Annotated in this window: 25 protein-coding genes, 1 pseudogene and 1 riboswitch; of the genes and pseudogenes, 17 read left to right on the forward strand and 9 right to left on the reverse strand. The window is 67.0% G+C overall.

Going from position 1 to position 26,888, the window contains the following annotated elements:
* Position 1: 1 nt before the first annotated feature.
* From ACQPZQ_RS16975 to ACQPZQ_RS16985, 3 genes are read right to left on the reverse strand one after another with little or no spacing between them, the layout of a single operon-like run.
* Positions 2 to 1,321 carry an NtaA/DmoA family FMN-dependent monooxygenase gene (locus ACQPZQ_RS16975; protein ID WP_433296801.1) on the reverse strand — a complete coding sequence of 440 codons (1,320 nt, stop codon included), beginning with the start codon at positions 1,319 to 1,321 and terminating at the stop codon, positions 2 to 4.
* 16 nt (positions 1,322 to 1,337) lie between these two features.
* On the reverse strand, positions 1,338 to 1,664 hold the full coding sequence (locus tag ACQPZQ_RS16980; RefSeq protein ID WP_433296803.1) for a hypothetical protein: 327 nt from the start codon (positions 1,662 to 1,664) through the stop codon (positions 1,338 to 1,340).
* A 19-nt stretch (positions 1,665 to 1,683) separates the two neighbouring features.
* Positions 1,684 to 3,183 carry a sodium:solute symporter family protein gene (locus ACQPZQ_RS16985; RefSeq protein WP_433296805.1) on the reverse strand — a complete coding sequence of 500 codons (1,500 nt, stop codon included), beginning with the start codon at positions 3,181 to 3,183 and terminating at the stop codon, positions 1,684 to 1,686.
* A 605-nt stretch (positions 3,184 to 3,788) separates the two neighbouring features.
* Positions 3,789 to 3,882: riboswitch (SAM riboswitch) on the forward strand.
* Between the two features lie 289 nt (positions 3,883 to 4,171).
* Between ACQPZQ_RS16985 and ACQPZQ_RS16990 the strand changes: the two genes are divergently transcribed.
* The 3 genes from ACQPZQ_RS16990 (at position 4,172) to ACQPZQ_RS17000 (ending at position 7,983) form a co-directional block, all read left to right on the forward strand.
* Positions 4,172 to 4,996, forward strand: a complete 825-nt coding sequence (locus ACQPZQ_RS16990; RefSeq protein ID WP_433296807.1) for a DUF1684 domain-containing protein — start codon at positions 4,172 to 4,174, stop codon at positions 4,994 to 4,996.
* The gene (locus ACQPZQ_RS16995) at positions 4,993 to 5,544 is read left to right on the forward strand and encodes a flavin reductase family protein (RefSeq protein WP_433296809.1); all 552 of its coding nucleotides are present in this window, start codon (positions 4,993 to 4,995) and stop codon (positions 5,542 to 5,544) included. The genes ACQPZQ_RS16990 and ACQPZQ_RS16995 overlap by 4 nt, the downstream gene beginning before the upstream one ends.
* 594 nt (positions 5,545 to 6,138) lie before the next feature.
* On the forward strand, positions 6,139 to 7,983 hold the full coding sequence (locus ACQPZQ_RS17000) for an N-acetylmuramoyl-L-alanine amidase (RefSeq protein WP_433296811.1): 1,845 nt from the start codon (positions 6,139 to 6,141) through the stop codon (positions 7,981 to 7,983).
* Between the two features lie 27 nt (positions 7,984 to 8,010).
* Here the strand turns inward: ACQPZQ_RS17000 and ACQPZQ_RS17005 are convergent.
* Positions 8,011 to 8,195, reverse strand: a pseudogene (locus ACQPZQ_RS17005) (peptidase M20); the annotation flags it as partial.
* Between the two features lie 298 nt (positions 8,196 to 8,493).
* Between ACQPZQ_RS17005 and ACQPZQ_RS17010 the strand changes: the two are divergent.
* Both ACQPZQ_RS17010 and ACQPZQ_RS17015 read left to right on the forward strand, forming a co-directional pair.
* Complete coding sequence (locus tag ACQPZQ_RS17010) at positions 8,494 to 9,054, forward strand: cytochrome P450 (RefSeq protein ID WP_433296813.1); 561 nt, start codon at positions 8,494 to 8,496, stop codon at positions 9,052 to 9,054.
* Complete coding sequence (locus ACQPZQ_RS17015; protein WP_433296815.1) at positions 9,015 to 9,650, forward strand: cytochrome P450; 636 nt, start codon at positions 9,015 to 9,017, stop codon at positions 9,648 to 9,650. The genes ACQPZQ_RS17010 and ACQPZQ_RS17015 overlap by 40 nt, the downstream gene beginning before the upstream one ends.
* A 212-nt stretch (positions 9,651 to 9,862) precedes the next feature.
* Here ACQPZQ_RS17015 and ACQPZQ_RS17020 read toward each other — a convergent pair whose 3' ends face one another.
* The 3 genes from ACQPZQ_RS17020 to ACQPZQ_RS17030 form a co-directional block, all read right to left on the reverse strand.
* Positions 9,863 to 10,672 (reverse strand): alpha/beta fold hydrolase, encoded by an 810-nt coding sequence (locus ACQPZQ_RS17020; RefSeq protein ID WP_433296817.1) that lies wholly within the window; start codon positions 10,670 to 10,672, stop codon positions 9,863 to 9,865.
* A 900-nt stretch (positions 10,673 to 11,572) separates the two neighbouring features.
* The gene (locus tag ACQPZQ_RS17025) at positions 11,573 to 11,785 is read right to left on the reverse strand and encodes a hypothetical protein (protein ID WP_433296819.1); all 213 of its coding nucleotides are present in this window, start codon (positions 11,783 to 11,785) and stop codon (positions 11,573 to 11,575) included.
* 325 nt (positions 11,786 to 12,110) lie between these two features.
* A complete protein-coding gene (locus tag ACQPZQ_RS17030; RefSeq protein WP_433296821.1) occupies positions 12,111 to 12,758 on the reverse strand; it encodes a winged helix-turn-helix transcriptional regulator in 648 nt (215 codons plus the stop codon).
* 163 nt (positions 12,759 to 12,921) lie between these two features.
* Here ACQPZQ_RS17030 and ACQPZQ_RS17035 point away from each other — a divergent pair, with 163 nt between their 5' ends.
* From ACQPZQ_RS17035 to ACQPZQ_RS17085, 11 genes are all read left to right on the forward strand, one after another.
* Complete coding sequence (locus ACQPZQ_RS17035) at positions 12,922 to 13,254, forward strand: hypothetical protein (protein ID WP_433296823.1); 333 nt, start codon at positions 12,922 to 12,924, stop codon at positions 13,252 to 13,254.
* Positions 13,254 to 13,505 (forward strand): hypothetical protein, encoded by a 252-nt coding sequence (locus tag ACQPZQ_RS17040; RefSeq protein WP_433296825.1) that lies wholly within the window; start codon positions 13,254 to 13,256, stop codon positions 13,503 to 13,505. The genes ACQPZQ_RS17035 and ACQPZQ_RS17040 overlap by 1 nt, the downstream gene beginning before the upstream one ends.
* Positions 13,506 to 13,548: 43 nt before the next feature.
* On the forward strand, positions 13,549 to 14,253 hold the full coding sequence (locus ACQPZQ_RS17045) for an SDR family oxidoreductase (protein WP_433296827.1): 705 nt from the start codon (positions 13,549 to 13,551) through the stop codon (positions 14,251 to 14,253).
* Between the two features lie 37 nt (positions 14,254 to 14,290).
* Positions 14,291 to 14,815 (forward strand): carbonic anhydrase, encoded by a 525-nt coding sequence (locus tag ACQPZQ_RS17050; RefSeq protein WP_433296829.1) that lies wholly within the window; start codon positions 14,291 to 14,293, stop codon positions 14,813 to 14,815.
* 28 nt (positions 14,816 to 14,843) lie between these two features.
* On the forward strand, positions 14,844 to 15,704 hold the full coding sequence (locus tag ACQPZQ_RS17055) for an SDR family NAD(P)-dependent oxidoreductase (protein ID WP_433296832.1): 861 nt from the start codon (positions 14,844 to 14,846) through the stop codon (positions 15,702 to 15,704).
* A 251-nt stretch (positions 15,705 to 15,955) separates the two neighbouring features.
* Positions 15,956 to 16,651 carry a GntR family transcriptional regulator gene (locus ACQPZQ_RS17060; RefSeq protein WP_433296834.1) on the forward strand — a complete coding sequence of 232 codons (696 nt, stop codon included), beginning with the start codon at positions 15,956 to 15,958 and terminating at the stop codon, positions 16,649 to 16,651.
* Positions 16,652 to 16,881: 230 nt separating this feature from the next.
* Positions 16,882 to 18,210, forward strand: coding sequence for a Rieske 2Fe-2S domain-containing protein (locus ACQPZQ_RS17065; RefSeq protein WP_433296836.1), 1,329 nt, complete (start codon positions 16,882 to 16,884; stop codon positions 18,208 to 18,210).
* Entirely contained in the window at positions 18,207 to 18,458 is a 252-nt protein-coding gene (locus ACQPZQ_RS17070) for a type II toxin-antitoxin system HicB family antitoxin (RefSeq protein WP_433296838.1), read from the forward strand. The genes ACQPZQ_RS17065 and ACQPZQ_RS17070 overlap by 4 nt, the downstream gene beginning before the upstream one ends.
* A 106-nt stretch (positions 18,459 to 18,564) precedes the next feature.
* On the forward strand, positions 18,565 to 19,938 hold the full coding sequence (locus ACQPZQ_RS17075; protein ID WP_433296840.1) for a Rieske 2Fe-2S domain-containing protein: 1,374 nt from the start codon (positions 18,565 to 18,567) through the stop codon (positions 19,936 to 19,938).
* A 326-nt stretch (positions 19,939 to 20,264) separates the two neighbouring features.
* The gene (locus ACQPZQ_RS17080; protein ID WP_433296842.1) at positions 20,265 to 21,698 is read left to right on the forward strand and encodes an ABC transporter substrate-binding protein; all 1,434 of its coding nucleotides are present in this window, start codon (positions 20,265 to 20,267) and stop codon (positions 21,696 to 21,698) included.
* Between the two features lie 204 nt (positions 21,699 to 21,902).
* Positions 21,903 to 23,477: an ABC transporter substrate-binding protein gene (locus ACQPZQ_RS17085; RefSeq protein ID WP_433296844.1), complete on the forward strand. Its 1,575-nt coding sequence runs from the start codon at positions 21,903 to 21,905 to the stop codon at positions 23,475 to 23,477.
* A gap of 223 nt (positions 23,478 to 23,700) precedes the next feature.
* Here ACQPZQ_RS17085 and ACQPZQ_RS17090 read toward each other — a convergent pair whose 3' ends face one another.
* Positions 23,701 to 24,321, reverse strand: a complete 621-nt coding sequence (locus ACQPZQ_RS17090; protein WP_433296846.1) for a TetR family transcriptional regulator — start codon at positions 24,319 to 24,321, stop codon at positions 23,701 to 23,703.
* A gap of 196 nt (positions 24,322 to 24,517) precedes the next feature.
* Between ACQPZQ_RS17090 and ACQPZQ_RS17095 the strand changes: the two genes are divergently transcribed.
* Complete coding sequence (locus ACQPZQ_RS17095; protein ID WP_433296848.1) at positions 24,518 to 25,861, forward strand: MFS transporter; 1,344 nt, start codon at positions 24,518 to 24,520, stop codon at positions 25,859 to 25,861.
* A 133-nt stretch (positions 25,862 to 25,994) separates the two neighbouring features.
* Here ACQPZQ_RS17095 and ACQPZQ_RS17100 read toward each other — a convergent pair whose 3' ends face one another.
* Positions 25,995 to 26,870 carry a class I SAM-dependent methyltransferase gene (locus ACQPZQ_RS17100; protein WP_433296850.1) on the reverse strand — a complete coding sequence of 292 codons (876 nt, stop codon included), beginning with the start codon at positions 26,868 to 26,870 and terminating at the stop codon, positions 25,995 to 25,997.
* Between the last annotated feature and the right edge of the window lie 18 nt (positions 26,871 to 26,888).

The following is a 26,888-nucleotide window of genomic DNA, read 5'->3' on the forward strand; positions in this document are numbered from 1 at the left end:
GTCAGTACTCCTGCAGGCTTTCGCGCAGCGTGGTGCCGGGGTAGCGCTGCCGGTACCGGCCGCGTCGTTGCAGTTCGGGGACGACGAGCTCGGCGATGTCGACGAAGCAGCCGGGCACGTTCGTGGCGAGCAGCATGAAGCCGTCGCAACCGCCCTCGTCGAGATAGTGCTCCATCTCGTCGGCGACGTCGGCGGGCGTGCCGACCGCGGTCGGCGCACCCATCGCCATGCCGTAGAGCTCCGCGGCCTCCCGCACGGTGACGGGCTTGCCGTCGTTCTTCTGCAGAATCGCGTCGAACAGTCCGCGGATGCCTTGTGCGTCGACGTCAGCGACGTCGTCGTCGAGGTCGAGTGTGGAGAAGTCCACGCCGGTGTGCCCGGACATGATCGCGAGCGCGCTCTCGATCCGGATCAGTGAGCGGAACTCCTCGTATTTCTCGACCGCGCGGTCGCGGCTGCGGTCGACCACCGTCTGCAACCCGAAGATCAGCTTGAGCTGCGACGGGTCACGGCCGGCGCGGTCGGCGCGGGCGCGGATGTCGTCGGCGTAGGCGCGCATGGTCGTGACCGTGGGGAAGACGCCGAAGACCGACTCGGCGTGTGTGGCGGCGAAGTCGCGGCCCTGCTCGGAGGAGCCTGCCTGCCACAGCACGGGCCGCCGCTGTGGGGAGGGCATGACGAACGAGCGGCCCCGGGAGCGAAAGTACCGGCCCTGGAAATCGACCTCGCGCACCTTCGACGGGTCGGCGAACACACCCGTCGAGCGGTCGTAGCTGATCGCGTCGTCGTCCCAGGAGTCCCACAGCTGATAGCACAGCTGCATGTACTCCTCGACGACCTCGTAGCGCTTGTCGCGCGGGGTGAGGTTCTCCAGGCCCATCGCCTGGAACTCGCTCTTCGAGTAGGACGTGACGATGTTCCAGCCGACCCGGCCGCCGGTCAGATGGTCCAATGTGGATAGTTGACGGACCATCTGGTACGGGCGGATGAAGGAGGTGGACAGGGTGATGCCGATGCCGAGGTGCTTGGTGAACGCCCCGACGATCGGCACGACAGCGGCCGGGTCGTGCACCGGGAACTGCGCCGCGTACCTCACGACGGCGTCGCTGGAGCCCTGATAGGTGGTGTAGGGAGCGAGCTCGTCGGCGATGAACATCGCGTCGAACAGCCCGCGCTCCATGATGCGGCCGAGGTCGCGCCAGTACTCGGGTCGCGCGAACGAGTAACCGACCTTGTCCTGGGGATGTGCCCACATCGTCGAGGCGTGGTTCATCACGCCGTGCTGCACGAAGCCGAGCAGGTGGGCCTTCTTCTTGGTCATGACGTCCTCCTCGCTGTCAGGAACCGTCGGTCGAGCTCGGGCGGTCGAGGAGGAACGCGACGATCACGGTGACGGACGTGCCGATCGCCAGGAAAGGCAGCAGGTACCAGGTCCAGCCGACCGTGCTGACCAGCGCCAGCAACAACGTCGAGACGACCACGCCGCCGGCAGCCTTCCAGCCGAAGTTGCGACCCTGCCGCTCGTAGTCGGGAGCGTCGGTGCCGGACGAGTCGACGCCCGCGAGGATCTCGGTGCGGATCCGCAGGAAGGCGCGCCCGGCGACGACCACGTACACGATCGCGGTGAGCAGGCCCGCCGCAAGTCCGATGGCGAAGATGGTCATGATCGCTCCGTTCGGTGGGTCAGGCGGTCTGGTCGGCGGAAACGGGGCGCACGGCCCCGGGCTTCGTCTCGAGCCCGCCGCCGGACCGGTCGAGAGCGGCATAGTCGAAGCGCTCGCGGCGCAGCAGGCTCACGCCCACGGCCACGACGAGCGAGACGGCCTCCAGCGCGACGATCCCGCCGAGTTCGTGGCCGAGCTCGCGCAGCGGCAGCCCGACGGCGATGCTCAGCACGAGGCTGGAGACGAAGGCCGGGGCGGTCATCCGCGGCCAGAAGATGGCCAGTGCCAGCGGGAAGATCAGCGCGGCCTTGACGAAGAAGACGAGGTTGACCAGCTCGACGTAGTCGACCCCGGAGCTGACGATCACGCCTCCGACGACCCCGGCCACCAGGATCGACAGCTTCGTCCACCGGATCAGTCGCGTGTCGGGGATGTCCGGGCGGATCCGCTTGACGATGTCGACGGCGACGAGCGAGGACAGGGCGGAGAACGCTCCGTCCATCGAGGAGTAGCAGGCGTTGCAGATGATCAGCACATACAGGGCGATGAGCACCAGGGGCAGGCCCAGGTGCGACACGACGTACGGGCCGATGCCGCCGGCGCCGAAGTCGCCGAGCGCCTCGAGCGGGACTCCCATCGACGTGCCGACGAGCCCGAGCAGGCCCAGCGTCAACGGGATCGGGTAGAACCACAGGCCTGCCCACAGGAACGTGCGATTGAGGTTCGCCGGTTTCATCGCCCAGACCTTCTGCCAGAACGTCTGGTCGGCCATCGTCGAGGCGAGCAGCCCGAGCGCCAGCGAGATGCCGAAACCGGCAGCGGCGGCCGGGTCGAACACGCTCAGCCGGGTCGGGCCGGCCTCTCCGACCCTCGCGAACACGAGGTCGGCGCCGCCGGCTTTCGCCAGCACGTACAACACGACGATCGCTGCGGGAACGGTGATGAGCAAGGTGGTGAAGGTGGCCGTGACGGCTGATGTCCAGAGACCACCGAAATAGGAGTAGACCATGACGATCGCGAGCGTCACGAGCAGCACGGTCGTCGTGTTGAGCCCGAACACCACGCCCATCACGAGAACGACGCCATACAGATTGATGAAGATCTCGGCGAGCAGTCCGAGAAGCATCGCGACGAGGATGACGGTGCTCGCGGACCGGCTCGCGAAACGGACGCGGACGAACTCGACGATCGTGTACCCACGAGGCATTTGACGACGCAGCCGCAATGCGAAGGGAACCATGGCGACGACCGCGAGCCCGTTCGGCACGATGAACCAGAGAAGTCCGGAGGTCCCCCAGGTGTAGGCCTGGGCCGACGACAGCATCACCGCCATCGACCAGGTCCAGACGGCGATGACCGACCCGACCCCGAAGCCGAGCCCGATCCGCCGACCTGCGATGACGAAGTCGTGCGTGCTGCGTGCCATCCGGCGCACCGCGAACGCGATGGTCAGCATGAACAGGCCCAGCCCGGCCATGAGCGCCAGGCCGAGCGCAGGCGGTACATCGGTGGGAGCCATCGCATTCCTCCAGGGATATGGCTGGGGCGCGGCATCGGAGGATGATCGCCGAAATGTCGAAAAGAGAAGGCGGGGCGCCGAAAATACGCGAACCAGGAGCGTGGTGGATATACCGGTCAGCTCTGGCGACAGTGCCGGTCGTCGACACACAGCTGGTTCGCGGCGAGCAAGGCGAGATCCAGTCGATCAGCTGTGGTCTGAACGTAGCCATACACGTCCACCTTTGTATGTGAACGACAAGATCAGAGCAAGGCATCGGCGGCTCTTATGGTCGCGCGCACATCTACTTCTTGAATGGTGAGAATTGCTGTGGCGCCGTGACGAATCGACCGGACATTTGGTCGTCAGAAGTTTTACTTCGGCTGGACCATCCGAATAGTCACGTGTGTCGCGGCGCAGCGACCTTCCTGACGCTGCCTGGCCTGCCGCCGGCGGGCTCACCGGGGAGGTGCCCCACAGCCCGTGCCGTAGCCGGGGAACGGGTGGCACAGCGCCGCTCTCGGGCTCGCCCTCTCTCCGGACGATCCGGCCAGGCGTCTCGTCCCCTACGCCCGGCTTTGTCACATCCTTGACAGATCCATCGGGTGGTCGCCTACATTCGATGTCGTCCATCCAGAGCGGCCGAGAGATCTGGCTCGTCGAAGCCGCAGCAACCATGTGCCTCACGGCGCCGGGTGCTAACGCCAGGATCGATGGGAGATGTCGTGCGTCGATCGCACGCTCAGCGGGTGGCCACCCGGTCGTCCTCGTGGTTGACCTCCACCTGGTCGAAACGTCGGCACGTCGATCTGTGCCGCACACAGGCCGCTCTTTGTCGCTGATCCATCCCGGCCCTCCGGCCACCCTGGTTCCCCTGCGCTGACGCGTACGGACGATCCGACGCGTCGCGTCAGGGCTCTGCACAGCGGTGATCACGGCGATGCCGGTACAGCCGAGGTCCTGTCCACAGTGGATTCTCCCGATGCCGAAGTTCCTGCAAGGAGAGCGCATGAGCATCACCGATTCCCGATCGAGCGACCAGCACCTGCGGGACGAGTGGGCGAACTGGCATGCCGAGCGCGAGGCGGATCTGCGGACCCCGCACGGTTGGCTCAGCCTCACGGGCCTGTACTGGCTCGACGCCGAACCCCGCTCGTTCGAGGGGCTGCCCGGCATCTGGCGTGCCACCGGCGACGGCGGTGTGGAGGTGACCGCGGCCGAGGCCGATGGGCTGGTGGTCGGTGACATGCCGGTGACGTCGACGGCGCGGCTCGAGCCGGTCGACGGCACGCCCGGCGTGCTCGTCGAGGTCGGCCCGCGCAGAGTGGAGGTCGTGCGCCGCACCGACTCCTACGCGTTGCGCGTGCGTGATCCCGAGGCGATCACCCGCACGGAGTTCGCGGGCGTTCCCACCTTCCCGGTCGACGCACGATGGGTCGTCGACGGCAGGTTCGCGGCCTATCCGCAGCCGCGGCGGATCACCGTGGGCGCCGTCGTCGACGGCTTGCAGCACTTCCCGACCGCCGTCGGGGTGGTGCATTTCAGCGTGTACGGCGGTGACCACGAACTGGTCGCGTTGCGGGGGAAAGCAGAGGGGCTGGTGCTGCATTTCCGCGACGCCACGTCGGGCGCGTCCACATACGGCGGGGGCCGCGTGCTGAAGACTCTCGAACCGGATGCGGAGGGCCGGGTGCGCATCGACTTCAACCGGACCGTCAACCTGCCGTGCGCGTTCACCGCGTACGCGACCTGCCCGCTTCCTCCCGCGGAGAACCGCCTGGCGGTTGCCGTCGAAGCCGGGGAGCGCGACCCCGCGCGGCCGGAGGTCCGATGAGCAGCACGGTGGGGGTAGTACGCGCCACGGAAACCGCGGACGTCATGGAGCCGGTGGTCGACGCGGCCGTGATGCGGGACGTACTCGGGCATTTCGCCTCCGGCGTGGTCGTGGTGACCGCGCGCGGCCCGTCCGGCCCGATCGGTTTCACCTGCCAGTCGTTCACATCACTGTCGCTGGATCCGCCGCTGGTGAGCTTCGCGCCGTCCCGCACGTCGTCGACGTGGCCCCGGATCCGCGACGTCGGCACGTTCTGCGTGAACATCCTGGCCGCCGACCAGGAGCACCACAGCGCGGGTTTCGCCCGGTCCGGCGTGGACAAGTTCGCCGGTGTGCGGTGGCGGCCCAGCCGATACGGCGCGCCGGTCCTGGAGGGAGCGTGCGCGTGGGTGCACTGCAGGCTCCACAGTGAGCACGACGGCGGCGACCACACGATCGTCCTGGGCCGTGTGCTCGAACTCGCCGCCGATCACTCCCGGACTCCGCTGCTGTACCACCGCGGCGCCTACGAGCTCATCCTTCCCCGGCCCCGCGAGGAGTCCCGCTGACCAGCCTGCGTCAACGGGCGCTGGTCGGCCGGGTATCGCGGGCGTTGCGCACGAAGGCGGGCACGGCGTGGGGGAGTCGATGCAGCGATGCCGGGCTGGGCCGGAGGGTGTCGTTGATCCGGTTGTGCAGGTAGGTCCGAATCCTCGATATGACCGCCGCCATGTTGCGGTTGTGGCGACGGTGATCGAACATCCTACCGTGGGGCCGATTCTGTTCGACTCTGGATATCGACGGCATCGTTCAGAAATCCGCCTCCGAGCAGGCGGGCGAAAAATCGATCGACTATCTGCGTCGGCCGGGCCGGCCTCGGGAGTGAGTTGCTGCGCGATCGACGTCGCGTAGATGCGAGACGGGCTCGTAGTCGTCGAGTGAGCGCCGGTCCAGCCGGCGTCGGGTGCGTTCGCGGAGGCGTTCCCTGCCTCCTCGCCGCTCTGCCACAATTGCGGAAGACGAGTTCCGTATTCGGCATGGAGAAAAGTTCTTCGTCAGGCGAGGGAATCGTCATTCCCTGACCTTGGAGTTCGTCTGTGCAGGCTCATGCTGGGAGTTTCCGCGCGGCCCTGGCGGTTGGAACGGCATCGGCATCTCTGACCGTGTTCGTCCTCGTCGGACCTGCGGGTGCGGCGACTCCCGCTGTCGTGATGCCGGGCGTGCTCCAGGAGGCGTTCACTGCCGCCGCGCAGCGATACCACGTCCCCATTGACGTGCTGCTCGCAGTGTCCTACATCGAGTCGCGCTGGGACGCCCACGCTGGACGACCCAGCGTCTCCGGCGGATACGGGCCTATGCACCTGACGGACCTGCGCGCCGCGCTCGCACAGTCCCACTCGGTAGCCGATGACCGGGACGACACGGCCGGGTCCTCGGCAAAGACGCCGGATCCCTCCCGTACTGCTGCCCTCGCCGCGTCGCTGACCGGGCTGCCCGAGGACCGCATCCGGCTCGACCCCGCCGCCAACATCGCGGGCGGCGCGGCACTCCTCGCGACCGACCAGGAAACACTCGGGCAGCCACTCACCAGCGATCCCGCAGACTGGTACGGCGCTGTGGCCCGCTACTCGGGCTCAGGCACGCAGGCCGCCGCCGCGGACTTCGCGGACGAGGTGTTCGACGTGATCCGCTCCGGTGAGGCGCATACGACGGACAGTGGGCAGCGCGTCGCACTTGCCGCGCAGCCGGCCGTCGCATCGCGGACCGCACAGGTCCGTGCGCTGGACCTGCCCGCAGGACACTCCGAACACACCGAGTGCCCGTCATCGGTGAGGTGCACGTGGATTTCAGCCCCCTACGAGCAGTACGGGCCGGAGCCTACGGATTACGGCAATCACGACCTCGCCGAGCGGCCCAAGGAGTCGTCCATCGCTTACATCGTCATCCACACCACCGAAAGCACATGGGATGATGCGATCAGGCTGGTCAAGGAACCGACCTATCTGGGCTGGCACTACACCGTGCGGTCCTCGGACGGGGCCATTGCTCAGCACCTGGCGACAAAGGACGTCGGCTGGCACGCCGGGAACTGGTACATCAACGCGAAGGCGATCGGCATCGAACACGAGGCCTTCCTCGCCGATCCCGACGCCTGGTTCACCGAGGCGATGTATCGCTCGTCGGCGCGTCTCGTGCGGTATCTGGCGCACCGTTTCCGCATTCCGTTGGATCGGCAGCACATCATCGGCCACGACAACGTGCCAGGACTCACCCCGGACGCAGTGGCGGGAATGCACACCGACCCCGGCCCGTACTGGGACTGGGCGCACTACTTCCGCCTGCTCGGTGTGCCGTTCCACGCGACGGCCGGGTCCGGGGCGGGCGTGGTGACGATCGACCCGTCCTACAGCCGCAACGAGCCGGCGTTCACGGGATGTGTGTCGAGGGACGAGCCGTGCGCAGCACACGGATCGAGCGCCCTGCTGCTGCACATGGCGCCGAGCGACAGCGCGCCCCTGGTCAACGACGTCGGACTCCATCCGAACGGACAGAGCACCACCGACGTCAACGACACCGGCGCCCGTGTTTCCGCTGGTCAGCAGTACGTCGTGGCTGCGCGACGGGGCGAGTGGACGGCGATCTGGTACCTGGGCCGCAAGGCCTGGTTGCGCGACCCGCATCGCCGGCGGGTGACGCTCCCAGCGCGGGCCATGGTCGCCACACCGCGGCGTGGCCTGGCGTCGATCCCCGTTTATGGCGGGGCCTTCCCGGAGGCCTCCACCTTCCCGACCGACATTCCTGTTCCGGTCGACACGACCCTGCAGTACAGGCTGCCCGCGGGACAGAGCTACGTCGTGGGCGGCAAGGTCACCGGGGAGTACTACTACTCCACGACCTACAAAGCGCCGCAGACCTGGGTCAGGGGCACGAAGTACTACGAGATCCAGTTCGGCCAGCGGCTCGGCTTCGTGCGGGCATCCGACGTCACCCTTCACCCATTGCGGTGACCAGGTACCGGGCCGGTTCGAGCGGGCGTGCGCGACGGCCTCGGTGATGCGTCGCGCCTGGCCGAGGTGCAGCCACCCGCCGGGACATGGGGGTTGGAGTCAGGGCCGAGGGCGCCGGTCACCAGGACCTGAGCGTCGGGGGATCGCTGGGCGAGTTGGCCGCCGAACGGGATCGCGGAGCCAAGGCCGATGCTGCGCCACGGCGCGTCGACGATCTCGGATGTCTTGCACAAGCCCAGGTGGCGCTACCGGTCCCGCCAGGTTGGCACTCGGGTACAACTCATGGCCTTCCGGCGGAAGTGGTATCGGGATCCATTGATCGATGATGGAGACACCGTGCCGGGTCGGAGCCGTGGCAAGGTCGGCATGAGAATCCGCGACCCGCTCGCCGGGGTCGGCACATCAATTGAGATTGTCGAAAGGTCGCATGTCGAGCGGCATGGCGCAAAGACGCATGAAGCTGTGCGGACCTCGGTCGAAGTGATGTAGCAGTATGTTCTCGGAGGAACGATGTCGTCACCGGCGGACCTGGACAAGAACAACGTCGTAGATGTTGATCTCGGGAGTGACGAGTTCAAGGCGAACGCGCACCGATACATGGGCGAATGGGCGCAGCGGCCGCCGTTCTACGTGCCGGCCCACGGCCGGGCTCAGGTGGTGGTGAGCCGTTACGCCGACGTGCTCCAGGTGTTCTCCGATACGGCGACGTTCGCATCGGAGATGCCGCGCGGCCCGGGCTGGGAACAGTTCAACAAGATCATGGACGCGCAGTTCATCACCCAGATGGACGGTGAGCAGCATGCCCGCGTCCGTCGCCTGTTGATCCCCGCGTTCTCGTCGCGACGCATCGAACAGCTCCGGGAGAGCATCACCCGGATCGTGGACGGCTTGCTGGGCTGGAGGCGATGGTGGGCATGGACACGAGGCGCAAGGCGATCTTCGTCGCCTTTCACGACCTCATACCCGCCACCACGTACGTCAAACCGGGCGAATCGTGGCCCGACGAACTGCGACGTGCTTTCGATCGAGCCATGGACGAGGTCGAGATCATTATCAACGAGCGACGCGTGAGCCCGCGGTCGGACTTCATCAGCGACCTCGTCAATGCCCGCGACGCCGGCGACAAACTCAACGATCGCGAGTTGTTCGACCAGATCTTCGGCATCTGCGGTGCTGCGCTGTCGACCACCAGCCGCGCCGCCGGCGGTGCGCTGTACCTGCTCTACACACACGACGACCAGCGCCGTCAGCTGATCCGGGATCCGCCACTCATCCCGGACGCCATCGAGGAATGCCTCCGGCTCGGCAGCAACGGCTACTTCACCTTTCCGCGCATCGCCACGCGCGACACCGAACTCGGAGGCACGGTCATCCTGAAAGGCATGGTGGTGCGGCCGTCGCCGCTTGCACCCAACTACGACCCGAGCGTCTTTCCTGATCCGTCGCGATTTGATATCAACCGCAAGCCGAAGCGCATCTTGTCCTTTGGTTCCGGACCGCACCACTGCATCGGCAGCGTCCTCGGCCGCACCACCATCAGAATTGCGATCACACGGTTGCTGGCGCGATTTCCGGAAGCGCGTATCGACGATCCAAATTTCACGCCGACCTATAGGGGTGCGGTGGGTGAGTTGCGCTTGCGGAGTCTGCCGATGCTCATCGAGTGACCAGGCAGGAAATCGCCTGGCGCGTTGAGTTCGCCGAGTCGGCCGGGTGGTGCGTTACGGCGGTGACCGCCGCCCACGTCGTGGCCCGAGCCCGGCTCGCGTTCGGGAAGAGGCCGTGCGGCATACGCGACCAGTTCGATGCGGTTCTGGCGGCAGGTCTTCGCGCCCGATCCAGCCACGGGACATGGTTCGCCCGTAATCGTGGCGTGCGGTCAGTGGACGGATCGGGCGGCGGCGAGGATCTGGTTGGTGACCGCGACCGGATGCGACATGAGCGTCAGGTGTGAGCCGCCGGGCACCTCCAGGATGTGGGAGTGCGCTCGGTGGGCCATGAAGAGTTCCGACTGTGGCGTGATGATCTGGTCGCTCATCCCGATCACGTACCAGGATGGGATCGTTTTCCACGCCGCGGCGGCTGAGGGGGTGTCAAAGGCAGCCATGGCGGCGGGCCGCTGCGTCGCCCAGAGTTCCTGCGCTGTGCGCGCGGGCAGGTCAGGGGCGAAGTTGTGCAGGAAGATGTTCTCCTTCAGGTAGTACTGCACGGCGCCGCTGGGGGCTCCGGCGTACGGCGCGCTGTCGAACAGCGTCGCCGGGTTTGCGCTCAGGGCCGAGGTTTTGCCGCTGAGCTGTCCGTTCGTCTCGCCGACGTCGGGTGCGGCGGCGTCGACGTAGACCAGAGCTTTGACGTTGGGGTTGCCCGCGGCGGCGTTGGTGATGACTGCGCCGCCGTAGGAGTGGCCGACAAGAACGATTGGGCCCTTGAGGGTAGACAGGAAGTCCTTGACCTCCTGGGAATCGCTCGACAGGCCCCGTAGAGGATTGTCGATGGCGCGCACGACGTACCCGTCGCGCTGGAGGCGGTCGACCTCTCCGCTCCAGCTGGACGCGTCGGCCCAAGCGCCGTGCACGAGCACGATCGTCGGCTTGGGGGCGGCCTTGGCCGGTGCGGCAGTGGCCGCCGGCGTGGGCGTCGCGGCCTCGGCCGACGCGCTCGCCACGGGAGCGAGGCCGAGCGTGAGCACCGCTGCGAGTCCGGCGGTCAGGAGCGCAGAGCGCCAAGCTCTGGTCGACATGTGCATGGGATGGGACCTCTCTGATGAAACGGACGTAATTGCTCGGCGGGAATGATCCATCGTTCTGAGATGTTGGCGCATCCGCGCACTGTATGGATGAAACGCTACCTGCTGAGTCATCTTGCGACGTCACACGTCAGGATTCTGTAACACTTGGTATTCCGAGATCATTGGGGGGCAATTTCTGCTGGCCGGGCTTCAAGTGTGTCGGCTTGTCGCGGTCGTAATCGTCTTTGGGTGGCCACTGGCCGGCGCGGCATCGTGGCCGACTGTTCGGAAGGCTCGACGCGGTAGGGGGTGGGGCTCGAGTCAAGTGAGTGACAACGACGGCTATTTCGCCCCGACGGGTGTGGATTCCAATGGACGTTTCATCGGAGGTTCCGAGCTCAATCCACGAGGCCGCAGGTTCAAAACTCGTCGTCCAGACGGCACGATGGGCGGCTCCCTACGTCGGGGAGCCGCCCATCGGCGTTTCTATCTGTGGAAGCACTGGATCTGGCTCGGGAGCGGCGTGTTGGGTGCTGGGGTCGACGTGGCCGTAGACGTTCATGGCCGACGCTCTCCGTGACGACGCGTGAGTGGCGGAACGCCAGGCGCAGCGAGACGTAGATGTGGCGCGGGCCGTGGAGCGAGACCCGGCCCATGCCATGCTCGTCGCACAGTGTTCACGCGGTCTGCCGGTCGCCCCAACGGGCGTCGAAGGTGTAGCCGTCCTGTGGCCAGGGCCGGCCTGGCCCGTCGCCGTGGATCTTCAGGAGTTGGCGTTGTCGGTGCGGGGCGACGAGGGCGTTATGCGCGTCAGACTTCGCCCTCGAACCTGGCTGCCCGCCGTTGCTGCCCTCGTAACGCTTATGCGGCGCGATCGGCAGGTGGGGTCGCGTGCTCTACCGGCTGGGGCAGTGAGGTCGTGATCGCCGGATTGAGTGTGGCGGGCACGGTGCTGGTGCCGCTGCCGTACTGATTACGGCGGCGGTCGAACGATGGATTGAGTGTGGTGACCCTGGTGATGCTTCCGTGCTGGTCGGCGCGGTGGTCGAACGACGGGTTGAGCGTTGTGGTCATGGTGCGACTGCTCCTTCCCAGCTGAATATCGCGGCCGTCGAACGACGCGGCGCCCGACTCGAGCGTGGCGCTTCCGATCTCCGCGTGCGTCCCCTTGGCCGTGGTATCCGGCTCGTCAGTGGCTGGTTTCCGCCTCAGGAATCCAGCGTCGCGACGAGGTCCCGTCGACGCATCACGGCCACCCACCGTCGTGTACTGGTGCTGACCGAACTGCGCGGCCCCCTGCTGATGGGTATGGCCGCCGCTGACCTGGCACCGGGGGAGGACCCGTGCATGCGCGCAAAGTGCGCATAACGCTCGCCGACGAGTCGGGTGCTGTTCCGGGCTACGCGGACCGCGGGGAGAACAGGCGTGTGAAGGTGTCCAACAGCTTGCGTCGCCCGGCCAGCTCGACCAGTCCACATTTGATTGCCTGCATGAGGGTCTGATACGACGGCAGCTCGTCGGTCAGCGGGACGGTGATGACGAGGTCGGCGTCGTCCGGGGCGGGGCCGGGGCCGGCGTCGAGCTTGCCGTCGGTGACCACGGCGTGCAGCACCATGCCGGGGGCGCGGATCTCCCAGGAAGCGGTGAGCCCGGCCGCCGCTTCCTCGTTGAACACCGCCCGCAAGGTCATGGTCACCGACTCGGGGGTGACGATCTCTCCCGGCCGGGGCTCACCCAGCTGGGTGGCGCCCCACCGTCCGAGGGCGAGGATGGCCGGTTCGAGTTCATGGCCGGCGGCGGTCAGGGTGTAGAGGACCCCGCGTTGCGGTGCCGGAGCGATCTGGCGTTCGACGATGCCCGCCTGCTCGAGTTCCTTCAGCCGGGTGGAAAGCACGTTGGTGGGGATGCCCGGCAGGCCGTCGAGCAGATCGGTGTAGCGGCGCGGACGCACCGTGAGATCGCGGACGATCAGCAGGGCCCAGCGCTCGCCGACCAGCTCCAGCGCTCGGGCGAGACCGCAGTACTGGCCGAACTCACGTCGCTTCACGTGTTTAACGTAGCAAACTTTCGGTCTCCATGCGTACATCGCATGATGAAGTCTGCTTGCAATAGTGAAGCTTGCTGGTTAGGGTCCATGTCATGACCGAGCAGAGCCGGCAGCCCGGACGGCCGCGACCTTCAGGGCGCGGGACCCAGCCGAGGAACCCTCGATGACAGATCTGCTCGACCTCGCACTCGGCACGACCATCCCGCTGTCCGGCCCGGTCGAGCTGGGCCAGGAGCAGATGGCGGCCGAGCTGTCCGAGGCCCTGGGTCGCACGATCGTCTACGAGAGCCCGTCCGTGGAGGAGTTCGTCGCCTACCTGGTGAAGGTCGGCGTCCCCCCGTACGGCGTCCAGCACGTCGGCGGCGCACTGATCGACTATCAGAACGGTCGCATGTCGGGCGCCGACAACAACATCGAGAAGCTCACAGGCCGGCGATCGATGACCGTCGGCGAATTCGCCCGCGCGCATTCCGACCTGCTGAACAGGGTGGAGTGATGATGGGCCTGCTCGAACTCGCGTATGACGCGCACGGCCGGTTGGAACGGTGGCAGCAGCTCACGCAGGTGCGGTTCACCGGCTCGGCCGGCGGAATCCTGCCATGGCCCCGGCCGGACACCACCGACTACCGCACGTTCGACGGATTCGCCTTCCCCACCCGGCGATACGTCCTACGCCGCGAATCCGACAACACCACCTCGGGTGGGCAGCTCATCACCCTGAACATCCACTCCGTGACCCTGACCTGACTCGGCTACGGGAACTACCAGCGTCAAAGGAAAGGAACTGAAGATGACGTCCCTGAAGGACGCGACCGTTCTCGTGACGGGCGCCAACGGCGGGCTCGGCACCGAGTTCGTCAAGACCGCCGTGGAGCGGGGCGCTCGCCTTGTCTACGCGGCCGCACGTGATCCCAAGGAGTGGGCCGACGACCGCGTCGTGCCGCTGCAACTGGACGTGAGCGACCCCGACGCGATCGACCGGGCCCGGGACCGGGCCGGCGACATCACGATCCTGGTGAACAATGCGGCCGTCTTCCCGCGCGGGGATCTGCTGACCGCCCCGCTCGACGACATCACGGCGAACATCGAGACCAACCTGATGGGTCCGATCCGGCTGACCCGCGCCTTCGCACCCGCGCTTCGCTCAGCCAAGGGTGCGCTGGTCAACGTGGGCTCCGTACTCAGCTGGTTCGCCGTCGGGAAGGCGCACAGTGTCTCCAAGGCGGCACTGTGGATGGCGACGAACGCCTTCCGGCTCGAGCTGTCGCCCGACGGGGTCCAGGTGCTCGGGGCCTACCTGGGCCCGACCGACACGCCGATGCAAGCGGGCAGCAACGCGGCCGGGATGAACAAGCCGGCCGACGTCGTCGCCGCTGTCTTCGACGCGCTCGAAGCCGGGCACCACGAGGTGCTCGTCGACGAGACGACCAAGCGCGTGCACGCTGCGCTCTCCCAGCCCCTCACCGCCCTGTACCCGGCTCTCGCATCGCGATAGGCGAGCAGCGCCTCTGACCTGAAGGAGCAGCATCCGCATGGGCATTGTGGACACCCTCATCGACCGCAACCGGAGGTTCGCCGAGACTCAGTTCCGCGACAGCCTCGGGATGCGGCCGAGCTTCGCCACGATCGTCATCAGCTGCCTCGACCCGCGCGTCGACCCGGCCGTCGTCCTCGGCGCGGAGCAGGGCCAGATCGCCGTGATCCGCAACGTCGGCGGGCGCATCACCCCGCACACGCTGATGGAACTGGTCATGCTCCGGCAGGTGGCACAGGCCAACGGCTCCGACATCGGCCCAGGCTGGGAGATCGCCGTCCTGCAGCACACACAGTGCGGCATCACCCTGATCCAGGACCAGCCGGATCTGCTCAGCCGGTACTTCGGGATCGACGAGCAGAACCTCCCCGGCGTATCCCTCGGTGATCCGCGGGGCGCTGTCGCCCACGACGTCGCCGCGCTGCGCGCCGAAACCCGCCTCGCCGGCGTCCACGTCTCCGGCCTCGTCTACGACGTCACCACCGGTTTGGTGGAGACCGTCGTCAAGCGCGGATCGTGTTGACGAACGAACGCACAGAAAGGATTCAATCATGGCTTCTGCCGTCAACCGGCCGCCCACGCGACGTACGTGGCTCATCACCGGCGCTACATCCGGAATCGGCCGATCCCTCGCCATCGCCGCCCTTGAGCGCGGTGACAATGTCGCCATGCTTGCGCGGCACTGCGGCGACCAGGTCCGTGAACTCGCGCAAGAGCGGCCCGATCAGGTGCTGGTCGTCGAGACCGACGTTCGCGACGAGCAGTCGGTACGTGCGGCCGTCGAACGAACCGTCGAGCGCTACGGTCGCATCGACGTCGTCGCCAACAACGCCGGCTTCGGGCTGTTCGGAGCCGTCGAGGAGGCTACTGACGCCGAGGCGCGCGCAGTCTTCGACACGAATGTGTTCGGCGTCCTCAACGTGTTGCGCTCCACTCTTCCTGTTCTGCGCGAGCAGCATTCCGGCCACATCCTTCAGAGCTCGTCGTACCTGGGACAGACCGCCTTTGCCGGTGTCGGCCTGCTCGCTGCCACCAAATACGCCGTTGAAGGAATCGCGGACGCCCTCGTTGACGAAGTTGCTCCGTTCGGAATCACGGTGACGCTCGTCCAGCCGGGCCTCACCGCCACCGCCTTCTTGGCCAATCTTGACGTGGCCGAGCCCAATCCTGCCTACGACCACACCGTCCGCAAAGTCCAGACCTCTATCGGTACCCTGCCTCCCGAAGCCTTCAACGCGCCGGACAGAGTCGTTACCGCCATCATGGCCGCTGTCGACTCCGACCGGCCCCCGCTGCGTCTGGCAACCGGCTCAACCGCCGCCCAGGACATGCAAGCTGCGCTCGAATTCCGTCTCAGCGAGCTCGATTCGTGGAGGGAAATCACCGACAACGTCGACACACCCACGGACTGAGGCGACCGGGGATGGGTCACGTCCAACGGCATCGCTGCGGCGCCATGAGCAAGCAACCGAAAGGAGGGATGATCGCCGATCGCCGGTGACGAGGCCGACGGTATCGTGATGCGAGTCCGCGCGGTGAGGACAGATGCGGGGCACCCCCCGGGACGATCGAGTGGGGGCTCGGCGGGTGCGGGGCCGCGCCGGGCGGGTGGTCGGGCCGCGTGGTGCACGTGCGGCGGACTGCACGATCGAAGGGAGCGGGGATGTCGCGGGTTTCAGTGACGAAGCCGGCCGGCCGGGCCACGGCCCTGGTGCTCTCGACGGTGCGTACCGCCATCCTGAGCGGTGAGCTGAGCCCTGGCGAGCAGATCCGTCAGCAGGTGTGGGCGGACCGCACCGGGGTCAGTCGGCCGCCGCTACGGGAGGCCCTCGAGATCCTCACCAACGAGGGCCTGCTCGTCCACGGGCTCAATCAAGGCTACTTCGTCGCGAAGTTCAACAGGGACGAGATGGAGCAGCTCTACACGATGCGCCTGCTTCTGGAGCGCGAGGCTCTCGGGGAGATCGAGTGGCCCACCGACGCCCAGCTCGCGGAGCTCGAGAACGTCGCCGACGACATCGAGCAACACGCTCGGTCGGGCCGTCCGGACATCGCCCTTCAGGAGCTCGCCGAGTTCTACCTGGGGATCTACGAGCTGTCACCCAAGAAGCTGATCGTCGAAGAAGTGAAGCGGCTCTGGATACGAACGGCCGCGTACCGCTCGCTGAGCGTCGATGTCAGCGCCGACCCCGGCCGGTCGGGACAGCGTCTGCACGTGATCGTGGACGTCCTCCGGGCCAGAGATCTGCCCAGGCTGCGGGAGCTACTCCTGCGGCCGACGCTGCGCGGCCGGTCCGGGGTGGCTGTCGGAGGCCACGTCATGCCCTCCGGGCCGGACGAGCGGCGCGTCGCCGGGTAACGCGAGCTCAGCTCGATCACCGAAGGGGAGCGCGCCGATCGTCGCGGCCCTCTATTGACACGGCTGGATCTCCGCTTCAAGATTGAAGACACTGCCGCCCAATTTCCCACCACGGAGCGCCGGCGGGCGTTCGGCTCGAACTCGCGCGACGAAGCGCGCTGACCAAGCGTGGCTTCACGTGCTTTGGCGGCAATGACGGTCGATGAACCGGTCTACCCGCGGAGGACGCGATGCTGAGTCATGCCGACAACGAGACCATCTGCCGAGTGTCCAAGGGCACCCCGATGGGTGATCTGATGCGCGAGTACTGGCTGCCGTTCGCCCTCGGAAGCGAGCTGGAGCCGGACTGTGACCCGGTCCGGATCATGCTGCTGGGCGAGCGATTCCTGGCCATCAGGACGACTTCCGGCACGCCCGTCCTGATGGACGAGGTATGCCCCCACCGTGGTGCCTCGATGTGGTACGGCCGCAACGAGAACGAGGGGATTCGCTGCGTTTACCACGGGTGGAAGTTCGATGGGACCGGCGCATGCGTCGACATGCCGAACGAGCCGGTGGGCAGCAACTTCAAGGACAAGGTGCGGCTCCCGACCTACCCCGTGACGGAGGCCGGCGGCCTGGTCTGGGCTTACATCGGCCCGCGCCACACCCCGCCGACGATGCCGTCCTTCGAGTGGTTCGACAACCCCGAGGGCGCGAGCGTGGCCTGGGCGTTCCAGCGCGAGTGCAACTGGCTGCAGGCGCTGGAGGGTGACATCGACACGAGCCATTTCGGTTTCCTGCACGTCGGTCACGCGGATCCCGAGGACGCTCCGGAGGGGTCGTTCCTGCGCTACACGATCGAAGACCGCGCTCCACGCTACAAAGTGCTGGACACCGAGTTCGGTGCGACGTATGGCGCATACCGTCCGGCCGGTTCCGAAGATAGCTTGTACTGGCGCTTCGCGCATTTTCTGTTCCCCTTCTACACCATGGTTCCGACTGGGGTGCTCGGTACGAAGTCGCAGTTGCGGGCGTGGGTTCCGATGGACGACACGCACACCATGGCGTTCCATTCCGCGCCGGGCGCACGCCGGTACACGGCTCCGGCCTCGCAGAAGGTGGGCATCACCGAACGTGAGGCGACGGCGACGGAGTTCCTGCCCAACACCAGTGACTGGTTCGGGCGGTTCCGGATCACCGCGCGCGTCGAGAACGACCACCTCATCGATCGCGCACTGCAGCGCAGTGGGCGGAGCTACACCGGCCTGGCGGGGGTGAACATCGAGGATCAGGCCATCACCGAGAGCATGGGACCGATCTTCGATCGAACGCGCGAGCACCTGGGTAGCTCGGACGTCATGGTCATCCGGGTCCGTCGCCGGCTGCTGGCCGCCGCCCGCGCGCTGGCCGCCGACGGCACCGTCCCGCCGGCGGTCGACGCGCCGCAGGCTTACCAGCAGCGTTCCGGCGGGATCGTGCTTCCGGCGGACGCGGACTGGATGGAAGCCACTGCCGAGCTGCGCAAGGCCGGCGTCGCGCACCCCGACCTCGACCCCAGCCTGGCGGGCGGGGCGTGAGCACCACGACCGCGAGCCTGGAGGAACTGCTCGCGATCCCGTACGTGCTCGACGTCCGGGCGGTCCAGCGCGAGGACGGCGAGTGGATGTGCCGGGTCGGCTACGACGAGCTGCCCGGATGCGTCGCCGAGGGGCGCACGCCGTTCGAGGCGCTGACCCGCCTCGAACGGCTGCGTGTCGAGATCGTGACCGACCTGTACGAGCAAGGCAGGCCGGTCCCCGCACCGCGGGCACCGTTGCGCGTGTAGGCGTCGGCGCCGCACGCGTTCCGAACATCCGGGTATCCGCTGCGGCGCTCGGCATCCCGAGCTGCCGGCGGCACGCCGAAACTGGTTCGAGAGAGAGGTCTCAACAATGCTGTCGGCCGAGGACAACGAAGTCCTGACCCGCGTCGGGCCAGGGACGATCATGGGAAATCTCCTGCGGCGCTACTGGACCCCGGCGTTGCTGGCTAACGAGCTGTCGACGCCGGGTGGAGACCCGGTCCGGGTGCGGCTGCTCGGAGAGGATCTCGTCGCGTTTCGTGATCTGAACGGGCGGGTCGGGCTCATCCAGGAGAACTGCCCGCACCGTGGGGCATCACTCTATTTCGGCCGGAACGAGGGAACGGCGAATGCTCCCTCGGCCCCCGGCCGCGGTGTCTGCGGCCTGAGGTGTCCGTACCACGGTTGGCAGTTCGACGTAGACGGCAACTGCATCGACATGCCGTCCGAGCCGACGACCAGCACCTTCAAGGATCGGGTCAAGGCCAAGGCTTACCCGGTCCACGAATCCGGGGGGCTGATCTGGACGTACATGGGTGCGCCGGAGACCCTCACGCCGTTCCGGGATTTCGGGACCGACACGCTTCCCCCGGAGTACGTGTCGGCCGGGAAGACCTTCTCGCCGTGCAATTGGGTGCAGGCGATGGAGGGCAACCTCGACAGTGCGCACATCTCCTGGCTGCATCAGTTCAACGCGATCGACGACATCCCTGACGACGGCAGTGACAAGCCGGGATACCTGTCGGTGGACATGTCGTGGAAGATCTGGCGCCACGACCGCGCACCGCGCCTCGAGGTGCACGACACCTGGTACGGCTACCGGTACGCCGGCATACGGACCACCCCCAATGGCCACACCCACGTGCGGATCACCGGGTTCTGCGTCCCGTACATGACGGCCGTCGCGAGCATTCCGTTCAGGTCCCGCTTGTCCATGTTCGTGCCGATCGACGACGAGAACACCTGGCGTATCAACGCGGTTGCCCAGCCGCCGCGGAACCCGAACGGCTACGGCGGCGGGCACGAACTCTTCGACGTCACCAACTACCCATACGTCAAACGCACGTTCGGCGGCATCCGGAACCGGCGCTGGACGGCCGAGAACGAGTACGAGATGGATCGGGACGTCCAGCGTAACGAGACCTTCACGGGGATCCCGGACTTCAACGGCCAGGACCTCATGGCTACCGAGTCGATGGGACCGATCTACGACCGCACGCAGGAGCACCTGGGAACCACGGACCGTGCGGTGATCCGCATGCGGCGGATCCTGCTCGACGCGGCCAAGGCCCTTGCCGCCGACGGCACGACCCCGCCCGCCCTCGCCGGCGTCGAGGGGCACGACTTCACGTCCTTCCGCTCGGCGGAGAAGATCCTCGAACCCGGGGAGGACTGGCGAATTCTCGGTACCGACGACGACCCGACGGTTCGGGAGGCGATGCTCGCCACCAATGAACAAATCTGATTGCACTCCGAAAATCGGCGCCTGGTCAGTACGCTGACACTTCTTCCGGCAGCGCGATGCTGCCGTATCGACCCCTCGGCCGCGGCCGACGCAGTCCGCGATAACGCGAGGAGCACGCTGTGTGCGGAATTCGTAATCGTACTCGTACGCGCTCGTTGACCTGGGCACTCATCGCCTGTGTGGGAATCCTGATCGTGGCATGTGGCGGTCCCGCGGGTTCGGCGCCGGGGGGAGCGAGCAGAACCACGCTCGACTCGTCGCAACCCTTCGGCGGCGACCCCTCCGCAGAGGGCACGCCCACCCCCGGAGGGATCCTCCGATACGGGATGGACCGGGAGCCGGTGGCGCTCGATCCCGTCGTACCGGGTTCGCAACAGGCCATCTATGCGATCTACGACCCCCTGATGCGGGTGAACGAGAAACGGGAGCTGGTGCCGTACCTCGCGGAGTCCATGACGACCGCGGACGGGGGCAAGACCTGGATCTTGAAGCTCCGCCCGGGCGTGCAGTTCCAGGATGGAACACCGCTCGATGCCGATGCCGTCCTCTTCAACCTCAAGCGACAGCAGGACACGGTCCGGTCGCCGGGCAACGTATACGCCAAGCAGATCGCCTCCATGACCGCGGTGGACGACCTCACCGTCGAGTTCGTCCTGCAGGAGGCGTTCGGCTCGTTCGCCAACGCGTTCGCGCTGCGGTCGAACGACGGGTCACTCGGCCTGATGGCCTCGCCGACGGCGATCCAGAAGTGGGGCGACGACTACGCGCGTCATCCAGTGGGTGCAGGCCCGTTCGAGTTCGTCGAATGGAAGCCCGACTCGCGGATCGTGGTCAAGAAGTTCGAGAACTATTGGCAGAAGGACAAGGGGCTGCCCTACCTGGACGGCATCGAGTTCCGTCCGCTTCCGGACACGGACTCGGCGTACGCGTCGCTGGAGAACGGCGATATCGACATGCTCTTCTGCTCGTACCAGACGTCATTGGTGCGAGCTTCGAAAAATCCCGATCTGGTCACGTACTACTATCCGGGCAACGGTGGCGAGTACCTCTACTTCAATTTCACGAAGGCGCCGTTCGACGATCGGCGGATGCGGGAGGCGGTGTTGGCCGCCCTGAACCCGCAGGCCATGAGCGCAACCCTCTACCAGGGCTACATGGAACCTGCGCAGACACCGTTTGCGCCGGACAGTTCGTACTTCAGCCAAGAGGCGGCTGACCAGTACCCGAAGTACGACCCCGAGCGCGCACGTCAGCTGATCGCCGAGTACAAGGCTGACGGCGGTGACCCGAATTTCACGTTGTCTTCGGCGAACAACCCGACGCGAGCGCAGTTCGCCGAGTTCGTTCAGGCGCAATGGGCTGCGGTGGGCATCAACGTGAAGTTGGACCTGCAGGATCTCGCCACCTTCAGTTCGGCGGTGGTGCAGGGCGGGAACTTCCAGATGACGACGTGGGTCTCCGGATGGCCCGATCCCTTCCCGAACCTGCTGCAGCTGCTACGCACCGGCGGAAGCGGAAACTACGGAGATTACTCGAACCCCCAGGTCGATTCCCTCCTCCTGGATGCCGTCAGCACGACCGATCAGGAGAAACGGATCGAGGACTACAAACAGGTTCAGCTCATCGCAGGTCAGGACTTGGCCATCGGATGGTACAGCCGCGCCTCAACCGGAATACTGACCAACAAATCCGTCAAAGGTGTCGTGTTGGACGTCCCCACTGGTCCGCAGATGTGGGCCACCGCGTGGCTGGCACGGTAGCGGTTGGCCTTTGTGACTGCTGGGCGTGAGCCGGCCGCCGGTGTGTGCGGAGCTGGAGATCCTGACGCGCGAGGGACGGTTCGCCGGACCTCGCGCGATCAGCACTGCAGCATGCGGAAGGCCGGACAACGATCTGCTGGTACGGAATAAATGGGGGGCGTATCGACGATGCGGAATCGACGGGTGTGCATACTGGCGGCGCTGATGGCCGTCGCTCTCATACTGACCGGCGCCTGCGGGGCGGCCCCTGGAAACGATCCGGCGGACCGGCCCGCGCTCACCGCCGTCAACCCGTACGGCGGCGATCGGGCGAGCGAAGGGCAGCCAGTGCGGGGCGGCACGTTGCGGGTCGGGATGGACCGCGACGCGGTCAGCTTCGACCCGGCGGTGCAGAACGCGAACCAGGCGGCGTCGGTCGTCTACGACTCGCTGATGCGGCTCACCCCCGAGGGGCGCGCCGAGCCGTTTGTCGCGCAGTCGATGCAGAGCCCGGATAACGGCCTCACCTGGCGGATGGGCCTGCGCCCAGGCGTGCGGTTCCAGGACGGGACGGACCTGGACGCGAACGCCGTCGTGGTGAACGTGCAGCGGCACATCGACCGGGCCGCATCGCCTGCGCACCGTTTCGCGGAGCGCATCCGCGCGATGCGTGTCGTGGACCCGCTCACCGTCGAGTTCACGCTGACAGAGCCGATGGGCGAGTTCCCGACGGTTTTCGCCCTGAGCTACTCGGCCGGGACCCTCGGAATGGTCGTGTCACCGGCGGCCCTCCAGCGGTACGGCGACGATGTCGGCGCGCACCCGGTCGGTGTCGGCCCGTTCAAGCTGGAGGAATGGGTGCGCGATTCGCACATCACGTTCGTGCGCAACGACGACTACTGGCAGGAGGGGCTGCCCTACCTCGACGGCATCGAGTTCCGCCCACTCCCGGACACCGACACCCGTTTCGCCTCCATCACCAACGGCGACGTCGACTACATCTACGGCGGGTACTACCAGGAGCTGAGCCGAGCGCTGGAGAACCCGGACCTGAAGGTCTACTACGGGCCAGGCTCCGGTGGCGAACGGCTCCAGTTCAACCACTCGACAGCCCCGTTCGACGACCGGCGTATGCGCGAGGCGATCGTGCGGGCCATCGACCTGCGGGCGCTGTCGGTCAGCCAGTACGGCGGTCAGATGATCTCCGCTGACAGCCTGTTCGACTCGAGCAGCCCGTACCACACGCAGGCGGCGTCCGATGCGTGGCCGACATTCGACCTGGCCAAGGCGCGCGAGCTCGTCGACGCTTACCGGGCCGACGGTGGAGATCCGGACTTCACGTTCAAGACGACTAACACCCGAACGGCGTTCGCCGAGTTCATCCAGGCGCAGATGGCGGCGATCGGGATCAACATGCAGGTGCAGCAGTACGATCTCGCGCAGTTCTCTTCGGCTGTGATGCAGGGTGGCGACTTTCAGCTCACGACCTATCTCGGCTCGATCGACACCCCGTACCCGGTGGTCGCGAACATGCTGCACTCGGGCGGGAGTGCCAATTACGGCAAGTATTCCAACCCGGAGGTCGACCGGCTGCTCGACGAAGCCGCCGTGACCACCGACGAGGCCACCCGTACCCGGGCCTACCAGCAAGTGGAGCTCCTGTCCGGGCAGGATCTCGCGCTCGCGTGGTACAGCCGAAACTATTCGTCCAACATCACGCGCAAGGAGGTCAACGGCGTGTACCGGTACATGACCTCCGGTGTCTGGTACGAGCGGGTCTGGCTGGCCTCCCGGGGCTGATCCGCCGCGGCCGCTCCGGTCCCGTGGGCCGCGGGAGATGGTCTCCTGCAGCATGGACGGCCGGCCCCGCTGGCTCGAGGTCGCGGGTTCGGGACGTAAACGGGAACGCCGAGATGATCGCGTTCGATCTGGAGACACGGCTCGCCGCAAGCGACGGCCCCGTGCGCGGTCGAGCGCGGTCATCCGTGGCTGACCCTCCGCGCGTTGATGCAGCGGTCGACGTTCAGCCGGCGAGGCCGACGATGAGCAGGTCGACGATCCGGCCGGCGAGGTCGTGCAGCTCGTCGTCGGTCTGGCCCTCGATCCGGCGGTACCACATGTCGACGGCATTGAGATTGCTCAGCAGGGTCCTGGTGGCGAGGGTCGCGTCCACCCTGCGCAACGAGCCGTCGTCGATCCCCTCGGTCACGACGCGGTTGAACATCTGCTCGTAGTCCTTGCGGAGCCGGTTCAGGGCCAGCAACGTGTCGCGCTGACGGGCCTTGAGCGCGGTCAAGGCCTCTCCTCGCACCGCCTGGTGGACGACGTGGTGGTAGGCGAGGTCCTCCATCAGGTTGAGCAGGTGGGCGATCGACATGGCGACGAGTCGGTCCCGCCCGGCGCCGGAGCCCTCGGCGTGCGGCTCGACCCGATCCCGGACGCGTCGCATGCCCTCCCCGTACACAGCGAGGAAGATGTCGAACTTCGACCGGAAGTGGTAGTAGACAAGGCCCTTCGTGGCCCCCACCTCGTGGGCGATGTCATCGATCGTGGTGGTGGCGAACCCGCTGCGCATGAACGCCTCCGCCGCTGCGTCGAGGATCCTGCTCCGCGCGCTGGCTTCGACCTCGGGGCTCGTGTCCACCGGCTCCTCCTCGCTGCCCGCACCTGGGGTGCATCCCCGCATGCCTCTGTCGCAACGGTTGACACTACGTGATCACGATCTTACCGTGATACTCAGTAGTATTGCTGGTGGTTGGCCATGTCGTGTGACGGTCGCGCCGGCAGCACTGGCAGTGCGCCCCCGGATCCCACATCGACGTCGAAGCCGGAGCCACCAGATGACGAGCGCGACGGACCTGCTGCACGAACTCGCGACGAGGAAAGCGATGGCGCGGCTGCTGCCGGTACTCGCCATCGCGTACTTCATGTCCTACGTCGACCGGACGAACGTCGCCCTCGCGAAGACCGCCCTCGAGGCCGACATCGGGCTCAGCGCGGCTGCCTACGGGCTGGGCGCAGGCCTGTTCTTCGTGAGCTATGCCCTGCTCGAGGTACCGAGCAACCTCGTCCTGTACCGGATCGGGGCGCGGTTGTGGATCACTCGCATCGCCGTCACGTGGGGTGCGGTCTCCGCCGCGATGATGTTCGTGCAGAACGAGCTGTCGTTCTACATCCTGCGCGTGCTGCTCGGCGCCGCCGAGGCGGGCCTGTTCCCGGCCATGATGTACATGGTCACCCTGTGGTTCTCGCAGAAGCACCGCGGCATGGTGGTGGGCCTGATCTATACCGCGCCCTGCATCGCGATCTTCATCGGCTCGCCCCTGGGCGGGGCGCTGATGGAGCTGGACGGCTTCGGTGGCCTGCACGGATGGCAGTGGATGTTCCTCGTCGAGGGGATCATCACGATCTTGGTCGGTGTGTTGGTCTGGTTCCTCCTGCCCGGTCGGCCCGCGGACGCCGGCTGGCTCACGAAGGATGAGGCCGCCGTGCTCACGGCACGGGCGGTGGGACATGACGCACCGTCGCGGACGCACCTTCGCGGGAACCTGCGCTTCGCGTTCGGTCGCCCGGTCGTGATCGTCCTGGCCGCGATCTACTTCATCAATCAGGCGATCAGCTCCGGCATCGGGTTCAATTTCCCGGCCCTGGTGCAGTCGCTCGGCATCCAGAGCCCCTTCCTCATCGGAGTCGTGGCCGGTGGCGGTGGCATCGCCGGGCTGGCAGGGGTGCTGTTCTTCCCATGGCTACAACGGCGCATCGGCCGCGAGATCGCCCTCATCGGCGTGTGCGCCGGCGCCGGACTGCTCATCCTGGTGACCTTCATCCTCTCCACGAGCGTGGGGTTGAGCGTGACCCTGATCTATGTCGCCAACTTCTTCGCCCTGGGCACCCTGCCGCTGTTCTGGGTTGTCGCCATGTCGCGCATGTCGGGTCTGATGGCGGCGGCCGGCCTCGCCTTCATCAACATGATCGGGATCGTCGGCGGGTTCGTCGGCCCATTTGTCTACGGTCTTATCGAGAGCGCCACCGGCAGCCTGTTGGCGCCGTACTACACGATCTCGGTCGCATCCCTGGTCGGCCTCGCGCTGGTGCCGCTGCTGGGGCTGATCATCCGGCGTGAGAAGGAGCGGGAGAGGACCGGACCGCAGCCAGGGGAGGCGTCCCTGCAGACACCCGCGTAAGCCGGCACTCGGCTGCGTGTGGGGTCAGCTGGCCCCGACCGCCCGAAGTGGGGCGGTGGCCTGGCCGTCTCGGGGTGTCGCGTGTACCGAATCATCGGGGCTGCACGACCGGGAGATCGAGCAGCACGCACGTTCAGCCGTTGCGGCGTGCGGCCCAGACGGTGCGCTCGGTGCGGACTGCGAGGTCGCCGCGGCGCAAGATGCTGTGCGGGCTGTCGGTGTCGAGCAGCCGGTCGAGCGCGGCGAGGTCGTCGGTCGAAAGTGCGTCAGCCGCACGGTGACGCAGGCGCTGCAGGGCGCCGAGTGCGTAGCGGCCGACGGCCGAGCTGCGGTCGCCCGGGATGTTGACGGTAACCGTGCGTTCGTCGTCAACGGTGAATCCGGCGGCGGTCAGCATGGGTCCCCAGTCGGCGCCGCGGTGGGGCACGTGTTCGGCGTGGTAGCGCTCGCCAGTGGCGTGGCAGCGTTCTTCCAGGCCGGGCCGGTCCTCCGGGGCGTTCTCGGGCAGGAAGCGGGGGAAGCCTGCCAGCTCCACCACCGCGAACAGGCCGCCGGGCGTGAGGATGTCGTGGACGGTGCGCAGGGCGCGGTGGGGGTCGGCCAAGTGGTGCATCGAGGCAGAGGCCCACACCAGGTCCGGCGTGCCGAGGTCGGGCCAGTCGACGGCGTCGAGGTCGGCCTGCACGGTGCGCACGCGCTCCTGCACCCCCTCGACGTACGCCTTTTCTCGCAGGCGGTGAAGGTGCTCGGCCGAGGAGTCGACGGCGGTGACGCGTGCCTCGGGGAAGCGGTCGACGAGGGCGAAGGTGCCGGCGCCGGTCCCGCAGCCCAGGTCCACGATCTCGTGTGGCGCTGACTCGATGGGCAGCCATGCGGTGATGGCGGCGATGTGCTCGGCGAGGACTTCCGCGTCCAGGTCGAGGATCTCCGCCTGGCCGCCGGACTCGGCCGCGTGCTGGAGGACGTGGTGCGCGCCGTGACGGGCGGTGTGCGGGTGTGTGTGGGTCATGTGCGCACGCTATGGCGA

Source organism: Pseudonocardia sp. CA-142604 (assembly GCF_050948475.1).
Lineage (GTDB): Bacteria > Actinomycetota > Actinomycetes > Mycobacteriales > Pseudonocardiaceae > Pseudonocardia > Pseudonocardia alaniniphila.